The sequence below is a fragment of the Gilliamella sp. B3127 genome (assembly GCF_026536935.1).
GTDB classification, from domain to species: domain Bacteria; phylum Pseudomonadota; class Gammaproteobacteria; order Enterobacterales; family Orbaceae; genus Gilliamella; species Gilliamella apicola_E.
Genome location: NZ_JAFNNI010000005.1, coordinates 160407 through 181395, shown reverse-complemented (window position 1 = coordinate 181395; position 20989 = coordinate 160407). Strand labels below are relative to the sequence as shown.

Genomic DNA, 20989 nt, shown 5'->3' with positions numbered 1-20989 from the left:
AATTACCAGAAGGCGTAGAAATGGTAATGCCAGGTGATAACATCAAAATGACAGTATCATTAATTCACCCAATCGCAATGGCAGACGGCTTACGTTTCGCTATCCGTGAAGGTGGTCGTACTGTTGGTGCTGGTGTTGTTGCTAAAGTTATAAAATAATTTAAGCTTAATCAGCTCAAGAAAAGAAGGTGCACTATGTGCACCTTTTTTTATTGTTCTCAGTGTTAAATAAGTTATAGTCGTTGACCACTTTTTTATCTCAACTACATTTTGTTTATTTTTGTCATATTATCGGCATAGATATGGATAAAAATACACTAAAAAAAGCCAAACAAAATGTTATAAAAAATAACCTAAATTATATTGCAGTGTGCAATTGAAAAAATAATAAATTTGGCATAACCTCCTCTTAAAAAGAGAATAAAATGACTAAACAGCCTTTTTTTGCTATAGTAACCACTATTTTATTTAACGTGGAATAATGAAAAGCTATGGAATCAATACCTAATTGCCCTGTTTGCCAATCAGAACATACTTACCATGATGGCTCATTTTATGTTTGCCCTGAATGTGCACATGAATGGGATCCAAATCAAGAAACCTCAACCAATGATGAATTACAAGTTAAAGATAGTAATGGCAATACACTTGTTGATGGTGATGACATTATTTTAATAAAAGATCTAAAATTAAAAGGTTCATCAACTGTTCTCAAAAAAGGGGCTAAAGCTAAAGGAATCCGTCTTGTAGACGGCGATCACGAAATCGATTGTAAGGTTGATGGAATGAAAGTAATGCTGAAAGCTTGTTTTGTTAAAAAAGCGTAATTGTATTAATCAATATTCAACTTTTTATATAAACTAATGAAAAAACATCTTTAGTTAAACCTTTGTTAAAACCATTCAATAACAAAAAATTATTTAATGGTTTTACAATATAAATCAATTCACACACAAATAAAAACATCTACGTTCGTTTAATACTTTTTGAGTATCTTTTAGTAGACAAAATACCTTATATAATTTACTCAACAATGTTGAGTTTTATCTTGATCGAAAATTTTAGCTTGTTTATTACTTATAGCTTTTAACGAAATAGATGATTAATATTTTTCAATCACTTTGGGGAATAGAAAAGTTTTACGATGGGAAGCTGTATAAACATTTACCATATGTAAAGCATTAAAATTCTGCGTAGCAACATTTGAATTGTCCATACTTGACACCTATCTTACATTAGGTGATAAATCATTTTTTGAAGTTTATTTATTATTTCCTCTACAGGTGAAAACGATATATCTAATTCATCAATAAGAACAACAATTGCCTTATTGATAATCTTTAAAACCACTCAGCACGGTTATTGATTTTATAAAGTTTTTATTCTTCACTAACATTATTTTTTTCTAAAAATATACATTATTCTTTTTCCGTAAGAAAAAACTAGCAAATCTCTCTTAAATATGGTATAAAACGCGCGCTACTTTTCACATTCATTTTTCAAAAATATTTGTGAAATAAGGCACAAATTTTAAAACTTAATTAACGTTATAACACACACATATCATTACTCTTTTCCGGGGTGCCTTTTACTTTGTGTATAAAGGTCGGATAAAGCGGATATGTGGAGGCATAACCCCAACGTCAAAATGAGGAAATCATGACTACAGTATCAATGCGCGATATGTTACAAGCAGGTGTACACTTTGGACACCAAACTCGTTATTGGAATCCAAAAATGAAACCATTTATTTTTGGTGCACGCAACAAAGTACACATCATCAATCTTGAAAAAACAGTACCTATGTTCAATGAAGCATTAGCTGAATTAAACAAGATTGCTGCGCGTAAAGGTAAAATTTTATTTGTTGGTACAAAACGTGCTGCAAGTGAAGCAATTAAACAAGCAGCTGAAAGCTGTGGACAATATTACGTTAATCACCGCTGGTTAGGTGGTATGCTGACTAACTGGAAAACAGTACGTCAATCAATCAAACGTCTTAAAGATTTAGAAACACAAGCTAATGATGGTACATTTGATAAATTAACCAAAAAAGAAGCACTTATGCGTGCTCGTGAAATGGCTAAATTAGAAAATAGCTTGGGTGGAATTAAAAATATGGGTGGCTTACCCGATGTGATTTTTGTAATTGGTGCAGACCATGAACATATCGCAATCAAAGAAGCTAACAATTTAGGTATTCCAGTCATTGCTGTTGTTGATACTAATTCAGATCCAGATGGTATTGATTACATCGTTCCTGGTAATGATGATGCGATCCGTGCAATACAATTATATGCAAATGCGGTTGCTGAAGCAGTTCGTTCTGGTCGTGAACAAAATCAATCTCCAGTATCTGAAGAAAGCTTTGTTGAAGAAGCTCCAGCAGCAGAGTAATAAACTCAAATATTTTCAGGGTCGATAATATCATCGACCCATTCTAATGAAAATCATCAAAATGGTTAAATAGAGGATTTAAAAATGGCTGAAGTTACCGCTTCTATGGTAAAAGAACTGCGTGAAAGAACTGGCGCAGGTATGATGGAATGTAAGAAAGCATTAGTTGAAGCAAATGGTGATATCGATCTTGCTATCGACAACATGCGTAAATCAGGTCAAGCAAAAGCAGCTAAAAAAGCTGGTCGTGTTGCAGCTGAAGGTGTAATCATTTCAAAAATTTCTGCTGATAAAAAAGTTGGTGTTATTTTAGAAATCAACTGTGAAACTGACTTCGTAGCTAAAGATGCTGGATTCTTAGCATTTAGTGAAAAAGTAGCAACAGCAGCTTTAAATGATCGAATCACTGATCTTGCAACGCTACAAGCAAAATTTGAAGAAGAACGTACTGCACTAGTAGCTAAAATTGGTGAGAATATTGGCATCCGTCGCATTAAAGAAATTGCTGGTGATGTAGTTGGTAGTTATCAACACGGCGCGCGCATTGGCGTTTTAGTTGCAGCTAATAGTGGTTGTGATGAGGAATTAGTTAAACACATTGCAATGCACATTGCAGCAAGCAAACCAGAATATGTTGACCCAAGTGATGTACCTGCCGATGTGGTTGAACATGAACGTAATATTCAAATCGATATTGCAATGCAATCAGGTAAACCTCGTGAAATCGCAGAAAAAATGGTTGAAGGCCGTATGCGTAAATTCACAGGTGAAGTATCACTTACTGGTCAACCATTTGTAATGGATCCAAGTAAAACAGTTGGTGATTTACTTGCTGAGAAAAAAGCAACAATTGCAACATTTATCCGCTTCGAAGTGGGTGAAGGTATCGAAAAAGTCGAAGTTGACTTTGCCGCCGAGGTTGCTGCGATATCAAAACAATCTTAATTGTTTTTATCGAAACCGCCGTAATGGCGGTTTTGTTTATCTGCAAAATATTTTAAAATGATTGCCAGCTAGTTATTCTAGATTTTTAAGTAATAAAATATAGTGAGATTTCATATGGTAACCCCTTTCTATAAACGTATCCTTCTTAAACTCAGTGGTGAAGCATTACAAGGTGATGAAGGTTTTGGTATTGATCCAACCGTTCTTGATCGTATGGCACAAGAAATTAAAGAACTTATCGACATGGAAGTTCAGGTTGCTGTTGTTATCGGAGGTGGTAACCTATTTCGTGGTGCAGGACTTGCTAAAGCGGGTATGAACCGTGTTGTTGGTGACCATATGGGGATGCTAGCAACAGTTATGAATGGCCTTGCCATGCGTGATGCTTTGCACCGAATTGAAGTTAATGCACGTTTGATGTCGGCAATCCCATTAAACGGAGTTTGCGATGATTATCGCTGGACTGAAGCAATTAGCTTGCTTAAACATGGCAAAGTCGTTATTCTTTCTGCAGGAACAGGCAACCCATTTTTCACAACTGACTCTGCGGCTTGTTTACGTGGTATTGAAATTGAAGCAGATGTCGTTTTAAAAGCAACCAAAGTTGATGGTGTTTATTCTGCCGATCCAGTAAAAAATCCCAATGCTACACTATATAAAACACTTAACTATGAGAAAGTGTTGGATGATGAATTAAAAGTCATGGATTTAGCCGCATTTACATTAGCACGAGATCATAATCTACCAATTTGTGTTTTTAATATGAATAAACCTGGTGCATTACGTCGTGTCATTTTAGGCGAGCAAGAGGGAACATTAATCAATAATCAGACTACAGTGAGCTGTTAGTCTTAATTATTTAAAAAGGTTTTTATTATGCTAAATGAGATTCAAAAAGAAGCGCAAACGCGCATGGAAAAAAGTATTGAGGCGTTTCAAAATCATATTTCTAAAGTTAGAACCGGGCGTGCTTCACCAAGCTTATTAGACGGAATTATGGTTGAATACTATGGTAGCCCAACACCACTACGTCAATTAGCTAATGTTGTTGCTGAAGATGCAAGAACGCTGGCTATTACGGTATTTGATAAATCATTAACACCAATGATTGAAAAGGCAGTTTTAACCTCTGATTTAGGACTTAATCCTGCTTCAGCAGGGACAGTTATTCGAGTACCTCTACCACCGTTAACTGAAGAACGTCGTCGTGATTTAACTAAAATAGTGCGTAATGAAGCAGAACAAGGTCGTGTGTCAATTCGAAATATTCGTCGTGATGCTAACGATCAAATCAAAGCTTTGTTAAAAGATAAAGAAATCTCAGAAGATGATGAACGTAAATCACAAGATTTAATTCAAAAAGCAACAGATGCAGCTATCAAAAAATTAGATGCAGTGCTTGCAGATAAAGAAAAAGAGTTAATGGAATTTTAATCTCTTGGCTAAAAAGCCTAGTTGATAAAACTAGGTTTTTTTGATTTTTACCAATCAACTATCAATCATTTAATTACCGCTGAAAAATACAAAATATTAGTTTTATCAGTTAGCGAATAGATCAAAAATAAAAAATCACTCAATAAAATAAACAGCTATCCTTCTATTTAAGCGATATAAAGTCTAACTGAGTTTATCTACAGTTGCTCAATGAAGATAATGCGCTTATGCAAAATTAAAGGGTAAACAATGTATCCGTATTAGCGCATCATTAGCCACTAAAAATAATCAAGTTTGTCAAAATCATGGTTTCCAGTCTGATTTGATTCAATTGTTTAAGTTTATTAAATAGTTTAGTTTTTAATTATCAAAATTTAAGTATATAATGTTACGGAAATAACATTATAGGGCTATATATGTTATTTTTATAACATCATTTACTTAATACTAAAATCATTTACTAGACATTACTAACAAAAATTAAAGGACATCATTATGGATTATGCAAAGTATATTGATCATACTTTACTGGCGATGAATGCCACAGAAGATCAAATACGTAAACTTTGTGAAGAAGCAAAGCAGTATCATTTCTATTCTGTATGTGTTAATTCAGGCTATGTGCCTTTAGTCGCTAGCTTGCTTAAAGGTAGCGATGTAAAGGTTTGTTCAGTCGTTGGCTTTCCTTTAGGTGCTATGCTGACTTCTGCTAAAGCATTTGAGACTGAAATGGCAGTCAAAGCTGGTGCAGAAGAGATCGATATGGTTATCAATGTCGGCTGGCTAAAAAGCAATGATTTAACGGCGGTTAAAGAAGATATTCAAGCAGTATTTAATGCTTGTGGTTCAGTGCCGTTAAAAGTTATTTTAGAAACTTGCTTATTAACTAAAGAAGAAATCGTTACAGTTTGTACAATTTGTAAAGAAATTGGCGTTGCTTTTGTTAAAACTTCAACTGGTTTTAGCTTATCAGGGGCAACAGTTGAAGATGTTAAATTGATGCGCGAAACAGTCGGTGATAAAATGGGTGTTAAAGCATCAGGTGGCATTAGAGATCGTCAAACTGCTGAAAAAATGGTTCAAGCTGGTGCAACACGGTTAGGCGCTAGTGCTGGTATTGCAATTGTATCAGGCGATAAAGCATCATCTAGCGGCTATTAATTCATCCTTTTATAAGCTACTGTATAGTAGCTTATTGCTATTTATGGAATGGCAATGGAAACGCAACCGCAAAAAAGAGTTAATGCACTTATTGAGCAATTAAAAACTACCGATAAAATTCATTTAAAGCAAGCAGCGCAAATGCTTGCTGTTTCTGAAATGACAATTCGTCGAGATCTTAGCAATCAATCATCATGTTTAGCTGTTTTAGGCGGTTATATTGTTAACCAAGCACGCCATACCATATCGCAATATTTTGTTTCAGATCAAAAAGATAAACATGTAGATGAAAAGCGTTATATTGGCAAACTAGTTAGCCAATTTGTTGACGAGAACGATACTATTTTTTTTGATTGCGGTACAACCATGCAATTTATCATTGATGAAATTAGTGATGATATTGCCTTTACTGCAATCTGCTATTCACTCAATGCCTTTCTAGCGTTACAAAACAAACCAAAATGTAAAATCATTTTATGCGGTGGGCAGTATCAGCTTAATAATGCAATTTTTACCGGCATTAGTTCCCATAATCCGCTCGATTTTATCTGTCCAAATAAAGCTTTTATTTCGGCAGCAGGTATTGATCTCACTCAAGGTGCAACTTGTTATCATTTTGATGAACTGAATATGAAGCATCAGGCGATGAAAAAATCTAATCAAAATATTTTAATTGCCGATCATACTAAGTTTAATCAAGTTAAACCGGCTTTTATTTGTAACCTTGATCAGTTTAATTTGGTGATGACCGATAGAGCGCCGGATTTAGACTACGTCGCTTACTTTGAAGAAAATAACATTGGTTTAATTTATTAATTATGAAAAATATCGCAATTTTAGGTTCAACAGGATCAATCGGCTGTAGCACATTAGCCGTCATTCGGCAAAATCCAACTTTATACAAAGCTTATGTGCTAGTAGGTGGCACTAATGTTGCAAAAATGACAGAGCAGTGTCAGGAGTTTAAACCAAACTATGTTGCTATGGCGAGCAAACAAGCAGCGCAGCAGCTTAAAGCAAATTTAGCTAACCTAAAATTGAATATAGAAGTACTGAGTGGTGAGCAAGCTATGTGTGATTTAGCACAGCTTCCCGAAGTTAACCAAGTTATGGCTGCAATTGTTGGTGCTGCGGGATTAAGGCCGACTCTTGCTGCAATTAAAAAAGGTAAACGCATTTTACTAGCTAATAAAGAGTCATTAGTCACTTGTGGGAATTTATTTATGCAAGCGGTGAAACAATATGGCGCCGAGCTACTGCCGGTCGATAGTGAACATAATGCGATCTTTCAAAGTTTACCTACCGCAGTGCAACATGATCTTGGATTTGCTAATCTGACTGATCATGGTATCGCCAAAATTGTGTTAACCGGATCTGGCGGGCCTTTTCGGGAGATACCGTTAAATCAATTAACTTCAGTCACGCCTGCGCAAGCGACTTTACATCCTAACTGGTCAATGGGTAAAAAGATTTCTGTTGATTCGGCAACGATGATGAATAAAGGCTTGGAATATATTGAAGCTCGTTGGTTGTTTAATGCTAGTTCTGAGCAAATGGAGATTATTGTACATCCTCAATCGATTATTCACTCGATGGTTCGTTATCTAGATGGCAGTATTATTGCAGAATTAGGCGTGCCAGATATGTGTACGCCAATTGCTTATTCAATGTCTTATCCATTACGTATTTCATCCGGTGTACCTGCTTTAGATTTTACTCAAATCTCATCATTAACCTTCAATCAACCCGATTTTATTCGCTATCCATGCTTAAAATTAGCCATTGAAGCTTGTGGTGAAGGGCAAGCGGCAACAACAGCGCTTAACGCTGCCAACGAAGTGGCAGTTGAAGCATTTTTACAGCAAAAAATTGGTTTTATGGATATTGCCAAACAAGTTGCAACCACGTTAGATCAACTTAATTTTCCGGAACCTGCCACTATTGATGATGTGTTCACTATTGATGCATGGGCTAGAGCACAATGCAGCAAACAGATAGTTTAAATGGCATTAAAGTGTTTTATACACTCGGCATGGTGTACCCATGGCAACGACATTTGAAGGGATATCTCGATCTACAATACTGCCTGCTGCAATAACCGTATTATCGCCGATAGTCACATTGGGTAGTACAATTACGTTACCACCAATCCAAACGTTATTACCGATCGTAATCGGTTTGGCAAACTCAAGCCCACTGTTACGTATTTGGCTATCAAGTGGGTGACCTGAGGTATAAAAACCGCAATTGGGTGCGACAAGGACATTATCTCCGAATGTAATTTTGGCCGCATCAAGCATGATGCAGTTAAAATTAGCAAAAAAATTCTCTCCAATTTCAATATTGTAGCCATAATCACATTGAAAACCGGGCATAATTGTAAATTGCTTCGGTGTTTTACCTAATAGCTTTCTAAAAAGTTGTTGCCGTTTATCCACTGCTGAAGGTGATAGTTGGTTTAACTGAAAGCAGAGATCTTGTGCATAAATTCGCTCTTTTTCAAGCTCATTAATACAAGGATTATAAAGTAAACCTGTTAACATTTTCTCCTTTTCAGTCATTTTACTATCCCATCTGTTTCGCTATTAGTGCAGGATTATCACTAATAAATGATTGTAAAAAACCACTGTCTGGTAATGCCGTTAATGCACCTTTTTTGGTGGTAGCTAGTGCTCCGCATGCGCTGGCTATAGTCATCATACTTTCTAACATTAATTTATCCTCAGGCATACCTGATAAAGCAATACTGCTAAGTAATCCTGCAACAAATGCATCTCCAGCTCCAGTTGTATCAATGCTATTGACATGAAATGAGTCAAAAGTAAAAGTTTTACCTTGCCATAACACAATACTACCATCTCTACCTTTGGTAACTAACTTAAGTGGTGCATTATAATGTTGTTGCAATTTATCGAGTGCTACATGCCAATCTTGGCTCTCAGTTAACCAAAACAACTCTTCATCAGAGAGTTTAAGAATGTCAGCATCATGACAGAATTGAGTGATAATTGTGCGCATTTCATTTTTATCTTGCCACATTTGTTCACGTAAATTGATATCAAAACTAATTAAACCATTTTTATCACTGAGTTTCTCAATAGCTTGTTTGAGCGTTTGTCGACAAGTTGTTCCAACTAATGCTAAAGAACAAAAATGAAGAATATCTTGATTAAAATCAGGAAGTGCTTGTTCTGACAAAAATTGATCGGCCGAAGGTGAAACAAGAAAGGTAAAACTTCGTTCACCATTTTCACCTAAATCAACAACAACAGTGCTTGTTCTATGCTCCTCATCCTTTTCAAGACTTTGGCAATCAACATGATGCTCACAAAAAGTCTTTTCCATGAAGTGACCAAATGGATCATTACCAACTCTACCAATAAAACCAGAGGGCAGTCCTAACTTAGCAATACCAATAGCAACATTTGCAGGAGCGCCTCCAGCACAGGCACGGTAGTTCATTTCACCAAATGGTAATAAATCAATAACAGCATCACCAAGAGACCATACTTTTGTATTATTCATTTTGTCACTCATATTATTAATAGGTTAAATTTTTGTGTCATTACTATCTCAGCATACTCAAATTAATTCATTAAGCATTGATTAGCTGATGTATTGATAATCAATATTAACTATAAACTAAATCATTTATAAAAAAAATCATTGTTAACGTTAAAAATATGTGACTATCATCACATATTTTAACGTTTATTTCACTATAAGTTAACGTTAACAAAAAAATTAATGTAGTATGTAATCGTATTAACCTAACTCATGATAAAAGAAGGGAATGTTATGACAAATGCAATTGATAAAGCTAACCAAGCTATAAAAAAATTAGAAAAAGAAATGAATAAGCAATATTATCCTCATTTCCATTTATCACCTCAAGCTGGTTGGATGAATGATCCAAATGGCTTAGTCTATTATAAAGGACAATATCATGCTTTCTATCAACACCATCCTTATAATGAGAATTGGGGACCAATGCACTGGGGACATGCAGTAAGTGATGATCTTATTACATGGCGAAGATTACCAATTGCAATTGCGCCAGATCATGATTATGACAAGAGTGGGTGTTTTTCAGGTTCAGCTGTAGATAATAATGGCGAATTGAGCTTAATTTACACAGGCCATATATGGTTAAATGGTCAAGGTAATGATGAACATATCCGAGAAACTCAATGTCTTGCCACAAGTAAAGATGGTATTAATTTTAAAAAACATGGAACTGTACTTACACCAAAAGAAGGGATTATGCATTTTCGTGATCCTAAAGTGTTTAAACAAAATGGTAAATGGTGGATGGTAGTTGGTCAGCGAGAAACCAATGATGTTGGTCAAGTGTTACTTTATCGTTCAACTGATTTAGAAGATTGGAAGTTTGAACAAGTTCTTATCAGTGATATCGATCCGAATGTTTATATGCTTGAATGTCCAGACTTTTTCCCATTAGGAGATAAATGGATATTAATGTTCTCACCACAAGGTATGCAAGCAAAAGGTTATCAATATCGAAATCGATTCCAATCTGGCTATATCGTTGGAGATTGGCAGCCAGGTAAGCCATTTTCAATAATCAAATCATTCCAAGAGATGGACTTTGGTCACGATTTTTATGCGCCACAATCATTCCTCGCAGCAGATGGTCGTCGTATTATGTTTGGTTGGATGGATATGTGGGAATCAAAAATGCCAAGTAAGCATGATAAATGGATGGGAGCATTTACTTTACCACGCGAATTAATCCTAGATCGACAAAATAGAGTTCGTAATCGACCAATTAAAGAACTTGTGGCACTTCGCGAAAAACCACAATCATTAACTAATATTGAATTAAATAGTGAATTAAAAAATACCAAAATTGAATCAATTAGTTGTGAAATTAATGTTGAAATTGATTTAGTCAATAGTAATGCTGAACGTTTTGGATTACAACTTGCTGCGACACCAGATGGTAAGCAAGCAACCTTATTGTACATTGATCGGCAAGCTAACCGCATCATTCTAGACCGAAGTCTTTCTGGAATTGACTTAAAAGGTTATCGAAGTGTGCCATTACCAAAAACCAAAAAACTAACATTACATATTTTTGTTGATGCATCATCAGTCGAAGTTTTCATAAATAAAGATTTATATAGCCTCTCAAGCCGTATTTATCCTAAATTACCAGCAAAAAGGTTAATTAACTTATTTGCCGAAAATGGACAAGCAAAAATTACCAAATTAGATAGCTGGCAATTAAAATCAATTTATGAATAATTTATAAAAAAACCACCAACTAAGGTGGTTTTTTTGTTATAAAGATTCTCGTTCTAAATATGGTGATGGTATGTGAGTGATAGTTTTTTTACTTTCACTATTGATTATATGCAGAGCTGCTTTTTGACCTATTTCATAATGTGGTAATTGTACAGTAGTCAGTGAAGGATAAAAAAGTTCACCAGTACCAACCATATTGTCATAACCAAGAACCGCAACATCGTTGGGAATATGAAATCCTTTACCAAGTAAAAATTGATAAGCAACAAAAGCAATTCTATCGTTACCACAAATTAATACATCAAAATCTGGTTTTTTAACACAATGTTTTGCCAAAATTTCTATCGTCATCATATATTCTAGGGAAAGGTTTGCAGGTGACATTAAAGTATGATAACTCTTGATATCGTTTAAATCGTTGCCAGCATCTAACCATGCTTGTTCAGCAGCTTTACGCCTAATTTTACCCGCTAAAGTATTTTCTGATAAATAGATACATAATGGTTTTTTATATCCCTTATTTATTACATTCTGCATCGCTTGATATTGACCAGAATAATCATCAGGGATGTAACAAGCAAGCTGCTCAGAATCACTAATGCAGTTTGCTAATACCACATTTTTACCGAGCAATTTATCTGGCAGTTGAACTTTTCTTAACCCCATTGTTGTATAAATAATACCATTAGGTCGATAAGATAAAAGAGTATTAATCGCATGATCAGCATCTTTATCATCAAATAAATTAACAATAAATGTATTCCAACCATGTTGTTGAGCTGTTTTTTCTATTGCTTGAAGTAATTCAACTGAGAATGGCGTTGTCGCCGTTTCTAATGCCAGCACACCAATAGCATAAGGGCCAGAATTATCTCCTCGAATCTTTCGTGCAGATAAATCCGGCACATAATTAAGCTCCTCAATAGCTTTCTTCACTTTTTTATATGTTTCTTTATTGAGTTTGTCAGGATTATTGATTGCTCGAGAAACCGTCATCAATGAAACTGATGCCAATCTAGCAACATCCTTGAGTGAAGCCATAGTTGAATCCTTTTGCTCACATTAAAAATAATAATAAATTTTAGCTTTGTATGATGATACCACAAATAAAAATGATAAAAAGTGTGAGGAAAGTAACATTTATGATAATTGGTTGTTTCTATTTTATTCCAATTATGACAATAATGTTAACATTAACATGTTAACGTTAAACTTCAACATAAAAAGAGAATGAAAATGAATATAGATATAATACAAAATAGAAATTATTGGTTCTCGTCAGGCTATCTTGTTACCTTTTATGCAGCATGGTCACTTTGGTGGTCTTTTTATGCCATTTGGCTCAAAAGCCAAATTGGTTTATCTGGTGAACAATTAGGGGTTGTTTATTCTGCTAACTCTGCTGCAGCCATGTTTTTTATGATTTTTTATGGCATTATCCAAGATAAATTGCAGATAGGTAAAGCGGTAATTACCTTCCAAAGTATTATCATGTTACTTATTGGCCCGTTTTTAATTTATATCTATGAGCCTTTACTTCGAAATGATTTTATTTTGGGTGTCTGTATTGGTGCCCCAGTCTTAAGTGCTGGTTTTATTTCTGGATGTGCTTTGATTGACTCTTTTATCGAGCGAATTAGTCGTCTATTTGGTTTTGAATTTGGCCCAGCAAGATTCTGGGGATCATTTGGTTATGCTGCTGCAACTTTTGTTGCTGGTATTTTATTTGGCATTAACCCTCACATTAACTTCTGGATGGCATCTGGCGTTGCAGCTATCTATTTCACCATCAATTTAGTTTTCAAACCTAAACAAGAGTCTTTGGCAAACGGTAAAACACAAGCCGTCATGGAAAAACCATCTATCCCTACCATGAGTGAAATTTTTTCACTATTTGGTATGAAAAAGTTTTGGTTATTTGTCTTTTTTATAATCGGTACTAATAGCTTTTATACCATATATGATCAGCAACTATTCCCAAATTTCTATACCAGCTTTTTTGATAAACCAGAAAGTGGCTATCAAGTTTATGGATATTTAAATTCTTTCCAAGTTTTTTTAGAAGCAGCTTGTATGATTTTAGTACCCTATTTTATTAATAAAATTGGTGCAAAAAAAGCTTTACTAGCAGCAGCGTTGGTAATGGTATGCCGAATCTCATTATCTGCAACGTTAGATAATGTTTATCTAATTTCATTAGTTAAACTTTTCCACGCAATTGAAACACCACTATTTATTCTAGCGGTATTTAAATACGCTGTAGCCAACTTTGATGCGAGACTATCATCCACACTATACTTAGTTGGATTTAACATCTCATCAAATGTAGGTGTTATTGTATTGTCATGGATTGTAGGTAAGTTATTTGATAAAACAGGATATTCAACTACTTTCTATGTACTAGCAGCAATAGTATTTGTCATTTTATTTATTGCAACATTTACTTTAAGTGACAATAAACAAAAAACAGAAAAATAACCATCATTCTTAAATGTTATAAAAATGGGAACAATTTGTTCCCATTTTATAATATCTATAGAGAAAGCTTGCTTCTATTCTTCGTTTGCGAAACAATATAAATTGTTGAGACTGACGTTTAAATCTATATAGGTACTTGGTGTGAATACAAGCAAAAAAGTGGTTAAACCGGACATGTTATGGCAGACAATCCGAGAAGAAGCATCAAAGCTCGTTGAAAGTGAGCCAATGTTAGCAAGCTATTTCCATGCAACTTTACTTAATCATGAAAATTTAGGTAGTGCATTAAGTTATATTTTAGCTAACAAGCTTGCAACCCAAGTTGTACCGGCAATTGAGATTCGAGAAATTGCTAGGCAAGCTTATCAAGCAGATAGCAACATAATCAATGCCGCTATTACCGATATACTTGCTGTTTATATTCGAGATCCAGCAACCAATTACTATTCCACACCGCTGCTTTATTATAAAGGTTTTCTTTCACTACAAGCTTATCGAATTGCACACTGGCTTTGGAAACAAAACCGTAAATCACTAGCAACTTTTTTACAGAGTCAAATTGCTATTGTATTTGGCGTTGATATCCATCCAGCAGCTAAAATTGGCTGTGGTGTTATGTTTGACCATGCAACAGGGATAGTCATTGGTGAAACCGTAGTTATTGAAAATGATGTTTCTATTTTACAATCAGTGACATTAGGTGGAACCGGAAAAGAAAATGGCGATCGTCATCCTAAAATTCGTGAAGGAGTAATGATTGGTGCGCACTCAACGATTTTAGGAAATATAGAAATAGGTAAAGGAGCAAAAATTGGAGCTGGTTCAGTCGTTTTAGAGCCTGTTCCTGAACATACAACAGTAGCTGGTGTTCCTGCTAAAATTGTTGGTTGTCCTGATTGTGATAAACCAGCTTTAAACATGGATCAAGATATCTAATTTTTGAAAAATGATTCCGTTGTTCAATGACAACGGAATACATAATGTAGTTGAAAATTACGACGGAGAACTAAGATTTACATCCATAGTTGGGTAAGGAATATTAATGCCATTTTCAGTTAGCCCATTTTTAATATTCTCAAGTAATACAGCTTTTACTGGTCCATAATTAGCATTTAACGTCCAGACTAAAACATTAAAATTCATGGATGAAGCATCCAGCAAATCCAAACGTATAATCGGTTCTTTACTCGTTAAAATATTATCAGTTTTATTTACAGCTTCTCTTAATACTTTATAAACTTTCTGAATATCAGAATCATATCCCACATTAACAACTATATCTAAACGTCTTTCTGGCAAACGAGTATAGTTAATAATATTTGCACTAACCACTTGTCCATTTGGAATGACGACCATTTCATTCGTTGGCGTGACAATAGTTGTTGAAAAGATTTGAATTGAATCAATAACACCTTGCTGATTATTAATAATGACTGTTTCGCCAACTCTGAATGGGCGAAAGATAATTAAAATTACACCAGCTGCAAAATTAGACAACGAACCTTGCAGAGCTAAACCTACGGCTAAGCCGGCGGCACCAATTACCGCAACAATTGATGCGGTTTGCACACCAAGTTGACCTAACACGGCAACTAGCGTCATAACAATAATGGCATAATAAGATAAAGAACTAACAAATTTAACTACAGTCGGATCGACATGGCGATTAGTTAAAATTCTTCTTAATTGACGAGCAACAAATTTAGCAATTGTTCGACCAATTAAAAAAATAAGAATGGCAAAACAAAAATGAGCAATATAACTGATTACTACGCCATCATATTTCTCAATAAACAACCAAATCTGGTTTACTATATTTTCAAAACTCATGAAATTATCCTCTGTAAAAATAACAGAAATAGTTAATTGAATAATTGCGATTAAATTGGTTTAAACTAACTGTTTTGCTAATAAAGTCCAACGGGTTTCAAAGTTTGTTGTTGGTAGATATTTAAAACCAGAACGGGAATAACGAGCCATCATTCCTTCGCAAAAAGCAAGTAACTGACTAGATAAAATACGTTCATCAGTGGTAAAGGCCACGCCTTCACGGATTTTTCTTTCTCGTATAACTTGCTTTATCTGCGTTTCGATACGTTCAAATAATTGACTGATTCGTTCTTGCAATTGGTCTTGCTCAAACATTAACGCATGCCCAGTCATAATCCGAGTCAACCCAGGATTCTTTTCAGAAAAACCAAGGATTAAAGCCAAAATAAGTTGAAGCCGCATAAATGTTTTTGGTTCATCTTGCAAAATCACATTGATGCGAGAAAGCAGAATGTCTTCAATATAAACGATCAAACTTTCAAACATTTTAGTTTTACTTGGAAAATGCCTATACAATGCCGCTTCAGAAACACCAACAGTTGCAGCTAATTTAGCAGTAGTTATTCGTTGTGTTCCCTCATTGGATTCAAGCATTGTTGCTAATGCTTGAAGTATATCTTCTTTACGATTTTTATTTTTGCTACTCACGATTATTTCTTACCTGAATGCCCAAATCCACCTTCGCCACGCGCTGATTCGATAAAATCATCAACAATATTAAATTCTGCTTGCACGACTGGCACAATAATTAATTGAGCAATACGATCACCTGGCTCAATAACAAATGGGTTTTGACTTCGGTTCCAAAGGGGAACAAACAACTGTCCTTGATAATCGGAATCAATTAAACCGACTAAATTACCAAGGACAATACCATTTTTTGAACCAAGGCCTGAACGAGGTAATACTAATGCAGCTAAACTAGGGTCAGCAATATGCATTGATAATCCGGTTGGGGTTAAGATTGTTTCGCCTGCTTTGATTTCGGTTGTTTTATCAAACATCGCTCTTAAATCAATACCTGCGGAACCTTCAGTTGCGTAAGTTGGCAGTGGAAACTCGTTACCTAAACGTTTATCTAATACTTTTATATCAATTTTTCTTTTCATCATGACTCGCTTTATATCGTGTTATAACTGCTTGAAGTAATTCTTTTGCTAATTCTTGCTTATTGCTTAATGGTAACGTTTGTTCACCATTTTGCCAATAAAGGGTTAATGCGTTTTGATCAGAATTAAAGCCTATTTTCTTGTCAGACACATCATTAGCACAAATCAAATCTAAGTTCTTAGTGGTTAATTTTTTAAGGGCATAAGCCTTTATGTTATTGGTTTCAGCGGCAAAGCCTACAACAAACGGACGTCCTTTCTTTAATGAAGCAATGTTGGCAACAATATCAGGATTTTTAACTAATTTAATAACAAGTTCATTACTATCATCGGTTTTTTTAATTTTTTTCGTGGCAATAGTTTCAGCTCTATAATCAGCAACAGCAGCACAAGAAATAAAAATTGATGATTTTTTAGCTAACTTTAATGCCACATCATACATCTCATTAGCACTTTTTACATTAATGCGATTCACATTATTTGGAGTTGCTAAATTAACTGGGCCACTGATTAAGTTTACTGTTGCTCCAATTTCAGCCGCTGCCTGAGCAATAGCATAACCCATTTTACCTGAACTGTAATTACTGATATAGCGTACCGGATCAAGCTCTTCAATGGTTGGGCCTGCAGTAATGGTAATCTCGGTTCCAGCAAGTGTTGACGTTGCTGAAAAATACTTCTCAACATGCTTAAAAATGGTTGCAGGTTCAACCATTCGTCCTGGACCAAAATCACCACAAGCTTGAAAACCATCATCAGGCCCCCAAATTAAGGTATTTCGCGAAGCTAATGTCGCTAAGTTCTGTTGAGTTGCAGCAGCTTTATACATCTGTTGGTTCATAGCTGGCGCTATGGCAATTTTAGCTGGTGTTGCAAGACACACTGTTGATAAAAGATCATCAGCAATACCATTTGCCATTTTCGCAATGATATTCGCCGTAGCGGGAGCGATTAATACCAAATCAGCCCATTTAGCTAATTCAATATGACTCATCGATAGTTCAGCAGAAGGGTCAAATAAATCACTTGATACCGTATTACCAGACAATGCTTGCAATGTCATTGGCGTGACAAAATGGTTCGCTGACTCAGTTAATACCACATGTACCTGCGCACCTGCTTTTTTTAGATGGCGGACAAGATCAGGGCATTTGTAAGCAGCAATGCCACCAGTTATCCCTAATAAAATATGTTTACCAGATAGACTCATGATCTCGTTATTCTCCGATCCCAATTAAAGGCGATATATTACCATAATTAAATTAGATAATAAGTAACTCTTTCGCATTGGCAAGCGTTGCATCTGTAATTTTATCCCCACCTAACAACCGAGCTAGTTCATTTAAACGTCCATTTTCATCTAATCTTTGCATATCTGTCGATGTTTGTTTACCATTCGTTTGCTTACTGACAAAATAGTGCTGATTAGCTTGACCTGCTACCTGTGGTAAATGCGTTACCGTAATGACTTGTGTTGACTCACCAAGTTGCCTTAACAGTTGCCCAACCTTAGCTGCTGTTGGTCCACTAATACCGACATCAATTTCATCAAAAATCAACGCTGGGGTATCTATTTTTTGCGCAGTCAAAACCTGTATGGCTAGTGCGATACGAGACAATTCACCACCAGATGCAACTTTGGCTAATGGCTGCACCACTTGCCCAGCATTAGTACTCACTAAAAAAGAAACTTGGTCTGCGCCATCTTCACTTAATCGATTTTCATCAAATATAACATCTATACTGAATTGACCGTTTGGCATAGATAAATCGTGCATAATAGCCATTACTTTTTTAGCCAACGTTTTACTCACTGTTAATCGTTTTTGATGCAATTTTGCAGCCAGTTCTATCGCAATTTGTTGATACTTTTTGATCTCTTCTTTTAACTGTTCACCTTGTTCATCTTGTTGATTAATCTGCTTAAATTCATTAAGTAAATTTTGATGTAACTCAGGTAATGCTTCAGGAGAAACATGATGTTTTCGCGCTAAAGCAATTTGTTTAGACAAGCGTTGTTCAAGTTGCATCACTCTTGCAGGATCGAGCTCTAAGCTCTCACTATAATGGCGTAATTCATAGCTAGCTTCTTTAATTTGAATAGCGGCATCTTCTAACATAGCTAAAACATCATTCAGTGAAGGATCTAATGCGACCAACTCATGAATACTTTGTTTAACACTATTAAGCATGTTGCTGACATTATATTCATCTGCTTCATCTAATAGCATGATAGATTGTTGGCTAAGATTAATTAGCTGTTCGCTATTGGATAATTTTTTATATTCTTCATCGATTTGTTGATATTCACCTTCAATTGGTGAAAATTCATTTAACTCTTTTAATTGATATTGTAATAACTGAACATGAGCATCACGCTCTTGTTTGGAAGAAAGATATTGTTGATAAGCTTGGCTTGCTGATTTCCATTGTTTATAAGCTTGTTGCATATTCGACAATAGTGTCGGCTCATTCATATAATGATTAAGTAAAATTTTTTGATAATCACTTCGTAATAAACGCTGATGTTCATGTTGGCCATGAATTTGTATTAACATTTGTCCTAAATCTTTTAATTGTGAGATAGGAACAGCACGCCCATTAATAAATGCTTTCGAACGCCCATCTTGATTGATAACTCTTCTTAAAATACATTCATTACTTTCATCAAGTTGATTTTCGGTTAACCAGGAGTATGCTGCTGGAGTATCATCAAGAACAAAACTGGCTGAAATATCAACCCGATCAGCTCCATTACGAATAGCTGAAGCATCAGAACGATTTCCTAAACAAAGCCCTAATGCATCGATCGCAATCGATTTACCTGCGCCTGTTTCACCCGTAATTGCGGTCATCCCTGTTGTAAAATCAACTAACAACTGATCGACGATAGCAAAATTATTAATAGTCAATTGCGTTATCATAATAAATTAATACATAAGGTTGGTTACCATATTGGCAGTATAACAGCAAAAACACTGTAAATAAATACAGTTAATTATTTTTATAAGCATTAATTTTTAAAAAGATAATAATTTATTTACGCTAATGGCAAATAAACATCAGTGATCATCTCTTGTGGTTGAATGTTTAAACCGACATTTACATAATGGAAAATTGGAGGAAAGTTCCCTATCCGCTCGCCACTTTGTGGAAGCCATGTTTCAAGTAAGTAAATAATGGCTTGATTATTTTCTCTAGAGCCAATATCCCTTGCCTTGGCACAACGAAGTTGTGGTATTTTTTTATTGATGATTCCGTAATCATTTGGGGGAATTGTGCAATTTATCGATATTGCAAAATCGACATGATGCTCACTGAGAGGCGTCGTGTTGGGATTGGTATAATGAATACCATAACTTTGATACTTTTGACTATCTAAAAATTGTTTTCTTGTCGCTATTTAATAAATTTTTTAGAGTGTTATTCTCTAATAAAGGGGAATAATAATGTTCAATGACGGCTAATGCAGGAGATTGTACAATTTCTACATTCATAACCTAAATCCATGGAAAACTTATTCGCACTTTTAAGCTATGCTAAAAAAAGGCACTTAATAAATAATTTTTACCAATTATAACAATAACTTTTGTACTCGATTAATTCGGCTTATTGTTCTTTATTCTAAAATTTCTTACGGATATAATTTACAAACTTTTAAACTATAAAGGTATTTTTAAATGTTTGGAAATAAAATAAATCGTCAAATTATTGTTTGGACTACTCTGATTGGTGGATTCATTAGCGCACTGGTTAAATGGGGTTCTGAAGTTAATATGCCTCCTCGTGTTCCTGGGGAAATTTCACCACCTGCGGCACACATTGATGCATGGCTTGGTTGGTTAGGCATTAATTCTCATTCACTTGATTATGTTTACCAAACGGCAATCGTTTCGGGCGCAGTAACACTTTATCACTGGTTATTTAGTTTTGCCTTTGCCTTCGTTTATGTATTTATTGCCTACTTCTGGAATAATATTCGATTATGGTATGGTGCATTTTATGGCATTATCATTACCGTTATGATGCACGGTTTTTTAATTCCGCTATTAGGTTTTCGTCATCCCGCTTATGATCCGCAAGGCACCGTTGGTTGGTTATGGAACCTAAATGGTTATGAACTTTGGAGTGAAATTTTAGGGCATATCTATTGGGGTGTATCGATCGAAATCTGTATGATCGCTGTGCTTGCTCATTTTTCAAGACCAATCCGTGGCGAATGGCGCCAGTAGTTAATTTATTAATTTTCATCTATTTCAATCCTTCTGTTGAAAAACTGAGGGATTTTTTATACCTTTTGATATAGCTAAAAACTATATCTTTTGATAAAAAACTAGAATTATTCAATAACATTTTTTTTTGCTATCT

21 protein-coding genes and 1 pseudogene are annotated in these 20989 nt (G+C 35.1%); 13 read left to right on the top strand and 9 right to left on the bottom strand.

The window, feature by feature from the left end:
* From J3U00_RS09465 to ispC, 9 genes and pseudogenes are all read left to right on the top strand, one after another.
* A pseudogene (locus J3U00_RS09465) lies at nt 1-158 on the top strand (elongation factor Tu); the annotation flags it as partial.
* Between the two features lie 332 nt (nt 159-490).
* Nucleotides 491-826, top strand: a complete 336-nt coding sequence (locus J3U00_RS09460) for a zinc ribbon domain-containing protein YjdM (protein WP_267332237.1) — start codon at nt 491-493, stop codon at nt 824-826.
* Between the two features lie 832 nt (nt 827-1658).
* Nucleotides 1659-2396 carry a 30S ribosomal protein S2 gene (gene rpsB, locus J3U00_RS09455; protein ID WP_034882419.1) on the top strand — a complete coding sequence of 246 codons (738 nt, stop codon included), beginning with the start codon at nt 1659-1661 and terminating at the stop codon, nt 2394-2396.
* 84 nt (nt 2397-2480) lie between these two features.
* Entirely contained in the window at nt 2481-3341 is an 861-nt protein-coding gene (tsf, locus tag J3U00_RS09450; RefSeq protein ID WP_267332236.1) for a translation elongation factor Ts, read from the top strand.
* Nucleotides 3342-3455: 114 nt separating this feature from the next.
* Nucleotides 3456-4190 carry a UMP kinase gene (gene pyrH / locus J3U00_RS09445; protein ID WP_065562695.1) on the top strand — a complete coding sequence of 245 codons (735 nt, stop codon included), beginning with the start codon at nt 3456-3458 and terminating at the stop codon, nt 4188-4190.
* A gap of 27 nt (nt 4191-4217) precedes the next feature.
* Complete coding sequence (frr, locus tag J3U00_RS09440) at nt 4218-4775, top strand: ribosome recycling factor (RefSeq protein ID WP_065562696.1); 558 nt, start codon at nt 4218-4220, stop codon at nt 4773-4775.
* 495 nt (nt 4776-5270) lie between these two features.
* On the top strand, nt 5271-5936 hold the full coding sequence (gene deoC, locus J3U00_RS09435; protein ID WP_065562697.1) for a deoxyribose-phosphate aldolase: 666 nt from the start codon (nt 5271-5273) through the stop codon (nt 5934-5936).
* Between the two features lie 54 nt (nt 5937-5990).
* Nucleotides 5991-6752: a DNA-binding transcriptional repressor DeoR gene (deoR, locus tag J3U00_RS09430; RefSeq protein ID WP_065562698.1), complete on the top strand. Its 762-nt coding sequence runs from the start codon at nt 5991-5993 to the stop codon at nt 6750-6752.
* 2 nt (nt 6753-6754) lie between these two features.
* Nucleotides 6755-7939 (top strand): 1-deoxy-D-xylulose-5-phosphate reductoisomerase, encoded by a 1185-nt coding sequence (ispC, locus tag J3U00_RS09425; protein ID WP_267332235.1) that lies wholly within the window; start codon nt 6755-6757, stop codon nt 7937-7939.
* 6 nt (nt 7940-7945) lie between these two features.
* On the opposite strand, the gene J3U00_RS09420 is transcribed toward ispC, so the two are convergent.
* Nucleotides 7946-8497 (bottom strand): sugar O-acetyltransferase, encoded by a 552-nt coding sequence (locus J3U00_RS09420; protein WP_065562700.1) that lies wholly within the window; start codon nt 8495-8497, stop codon nt 7946-7948.
* 4 nt (nt 8498-8501) lie between these two features.
* Nucleotides 8502-9461 carry an aminoimidazole riboside kinase gene (locus tag J3U00_RS09415; protein ID WP_267332234.1) on the bottom strand — a complete coding sequence of 320 codons (960 nt, stop codon included), beginning with the start codon at nt 9459-9461 and terminating at the stop codon, nt 8502-8504.
* A 273-nt stretch (nt 9462-9734) separates the two neighbouring features.
* On the opposite strand from J3U00_RS09415, the gene J3U00_RS09410 reads away from it, so the two are divergent.
* Complete coding sequence (locus J3U00_RS09410) at nt 9735-11204, top strand: glycoside hydrolase family 32 protein (RefSeq protein ID WP_267332233.1); 1470 nt, start codon at nt 9735-9737, stop codon at nt 11202-11204.
* 36 nt (nt 11205-11240) lie between these two features.
* Here J3U00_RS09410 and J3U00_RS09405 read toward each other — a convergent pair whose 3' ends face one another.
* Entirely contained in the window at nt 11241-12245 is a 1005-nt protein-coding gene (locus J3U00_RS09405) for a LacI family DNA-binding transcriptional regulator (RefSeq protein ID WP_065733694.1), read from the bottom strand.
* A 195-nt stretch (nt 12246-12440) separates the two neighbouring features.
* Here J3U00_RS09405 and J3U00_RS09400 point away from each other — a divergent pair, with 195 nt between their 5' ends.
* Nucleotides 12441-13682, top strand: a complete 1242-nt coding sequence (locus tag J3U00_RS09400; RefSeq protein ID WP_218058414.1) for an oligosaccharide MFS transporter — start codon at nt 12441-12443, stop codon at nt 13680-13682.
* A gap of 174 nt (nt 13683-13856) precedes the next feature.
* Nucleotides 13857-14618, top strand: coding sequence for a serine O-acetyltransferase (gene cysE, locus J3U00_RS09395; protein WP_370632639.1), 762 nt, complete (start codon nt 13857-13859; stop codon nt 14616-14618).
* Nucleotides 14619-14675: 57 nt separating this feature from the next.
* Here the strand turns inward: cysE and J3U00_RS09390 are convergent, their stop codons facing one another.
* The 6 genes from J3U00_RS09390 to J3U00_RS11695 form a co-directional block, all read right to left on the bottom strand.
* Nucleotides 14676-15512, bottom strand: coding sequence for a mechanosensitive ion channel domain-containing protein (locus tag J3U00_RS09390; RefSeq protein WP_065562705.1), 837 nt, complete (start codon nt 15510-15512; stop codon nt 14676-14678).
* A gap of 60 nt (nt 15513-15572) precedes the next feature.
* Complete coding sequence (gene slmA / locus J3U00_RS09385; protein ID WP_255561351.1) at nt 15573-16160, bottom strand: nucleoid occlusion factor SlmA; 588 nt, start codon at nt 16158-16160, stop codon at nt 15573-15575.
* A 2-nt stretch (nt 16161-16162) separates the two neighbouring features.
* Nucleotides 16163-16621 (bottom strand): dUTP diphosphatase, encoded by a 459-nt coding sequence (dut, locus tag J3U00_RS09380; RefSeq protein WP_065733692.1) that lies wholly within the window; start codon nt 16619-16621, stop codon nt 16163-16165.
* Nucleotides 16605-17831: a bifunctional phosphopantothenoylcysteine decarboxylase/phosphopantothenate--cysteine ligase CoaBC gene (gene coaBC / locus J3U00_RS09375; RefSeq protein ID WP_267332232.1), complete on the bottom strand. Its 1227-nt coding sequence runs from the start codon at nt 17829-17831 to the stop codon at nt 16605-16607. Before coaBC ends, dut begins: the two co-directional genes overlap by 17 nt.
* Before the next feature lie 52 nt (nt 17832-17883).
* Nucleotides 17884-19545: a DNA repair protein RecN gene (gene recN / locus J3U00_RS09370; protein ID WP_267332231.1), complete on the bottom strand. Its 1662-nt coding sequence runs from the start codon at nt 19543-19545 to the stop codon at nt 17884-17886.
* Nucleotides 19546-19661: 116 nt separating this feature from the next.
* Entirely contained in the window at nt 19662-20024 is a 363-nt protein-coding gene (locus tag J3U00_RS11695; protein ID WP_416379905.1) for an AraC family transcriptional regulator, read from the bottom strand.
* 277 nt (nt 20025-20301) lie between these two features.
* Between J3U00_RS11695 and J3U00_RS09365 the strand changes: the two genes are divergently transcribed.
* Nucleotides 20302-20853, top strand: coding sequence for a YagU family protein (locus J3U00_RS09365; protein ID WP_065562709.1), 552 nt, complete (start codon nt 20302-20304; stop codon nt 20851-20853).
* The last annotated feature ends 136 nt before the right edge of the window (nt 20854-20989 follow it).

Excerpts from the sequence above, each read along its gene's own strand:
- J3U00_RS09410 (WP_267332233.1), top strand. The coding sequence starts at position 9,735 with ATGACAAATGCAATTGATAAAGCTAACCAAGCTATAAAAAAATTAGAA.
- coaBC (WP_267332232.1), bottom strand. The coding sequence starts at position 17,831 with ATGAGTCTATCTGGTAAACATATTTTATTAGGGATAACTGGTGGCATT.
- frr (WP_065562696.1), top strand. The coding sequence starts at position 4,218 with ATGCTAAATGAGATTCAAAAAGAAGCGCAAACGCGCATGGAAAAAAGT.
- tsf (WP_267332236.1), top strand. The coding sequence starts at position 2,481 with ATGGCTGAAGTTACCGCTTCTATGGTAAAAGAACTGCGTGAAAGAACT.
- ispC (WP_267332235.1), top strand. The coding sequence starts at position 6,755 with ATGAAAAATATCGCAATTTTAGGTTCAACAGGATCAATCGGCTGTAGC.
- J3U00_RS09365 (WP_065562709.1), top strand. The coding sequence starts at position 20,302 with ATGTTTGGAAATAAAATAAATCGTCAAATTATTGTTTGGACTACTCTG.
- J3U00_RS09400 (WP_218058414.1), top strand. The coding sequence starts at position 12,441 with ATGAATATAGATATAATACAAAATAGAAATTATTGGTTCTCGTCAGGC.
- deoC (WP_065562697.1), top strand. The coding sequence starts at position 5,271 with ATGGATTATGCAAAGTATATTGATCATACTTTACTGGCGATGAATGCC.
- J3U00_RS09405 (WP_065733694.1), bottom strand. The coding sequence starts at position 12,245 with ATGGCTTCACTCAAGGATGTTGCTAGATTGGCATCAGTTTCATTGATG.
- pyrH (WP_065562695.1), top strand. The coding sequence starts at position 3,456 with ATGGTAACCCCTTTCTATAAACGTATCCTTCTTAAACTCAGTGGTGAA.
- cysE (WP_370632639.1), top strand. The coding sequence starts at position 13,857 with ATGTTATGGCAGACAATCCGAGAAGAAGCATCAAAGCTCGTTGAAAGT.
- J3U00_RS09390 (WP_065562705.1), bottom strand. The coding sequence starts at position 15,512 with ATGAGTTTTGAAAATATAGTAAACCAGATTTGGTTGTTTATTGAGAAA.
- J3U00_RS09415 (WP_267332234.1), bottom strand. The coding sequence starts at position 9,461 with ATGAATAATACAAAAGTATGGTCTCTTGGTGATGCTGTTATTGATTTA.
- recN (WP_267332231.1), bottom strand. The coding sequence starts at position 19,545 with ATGATAACGCAATTGACTATTAATAATTTTGCTATCGTCGATCAGTTG.
- deoR (WP_065562698.1), top strand. The coding sequence starts at position 5,991 with ATGGAAACGCAACCGCAAAAAAGAGTTAATGCACTTATTGAGCAATTA.
- dut (WP_065733692.1), bottom strand. The coding sequence starts at position 16,621 with ATGAAAAGAAAAATTGATATAAAAGTATTAGATAAACGTTTAGGTAAC.
- rpsB (WP_034882419.1), top strand. The coding sequence starts at position 1,659 with ATGACTACAGTATCAATGCGCGATATGTTACAAGCAGGTGTACACTTT.
- J3U00_RS09460 (WP_267332237.1), top strand. The coding sequence starts at position 491 with ATGGAATCAATACCTAATTGCCCTGTTTGCCAATCAGAACATACTTAC.
- J3U00_RS09420 (WP_065562700.1), bottom strand. The coding sequence starts at position 8,497 with ATGACTGAAAAGGAGAAAATGTTAACAGGTTTACTTTATAATCCTTGT.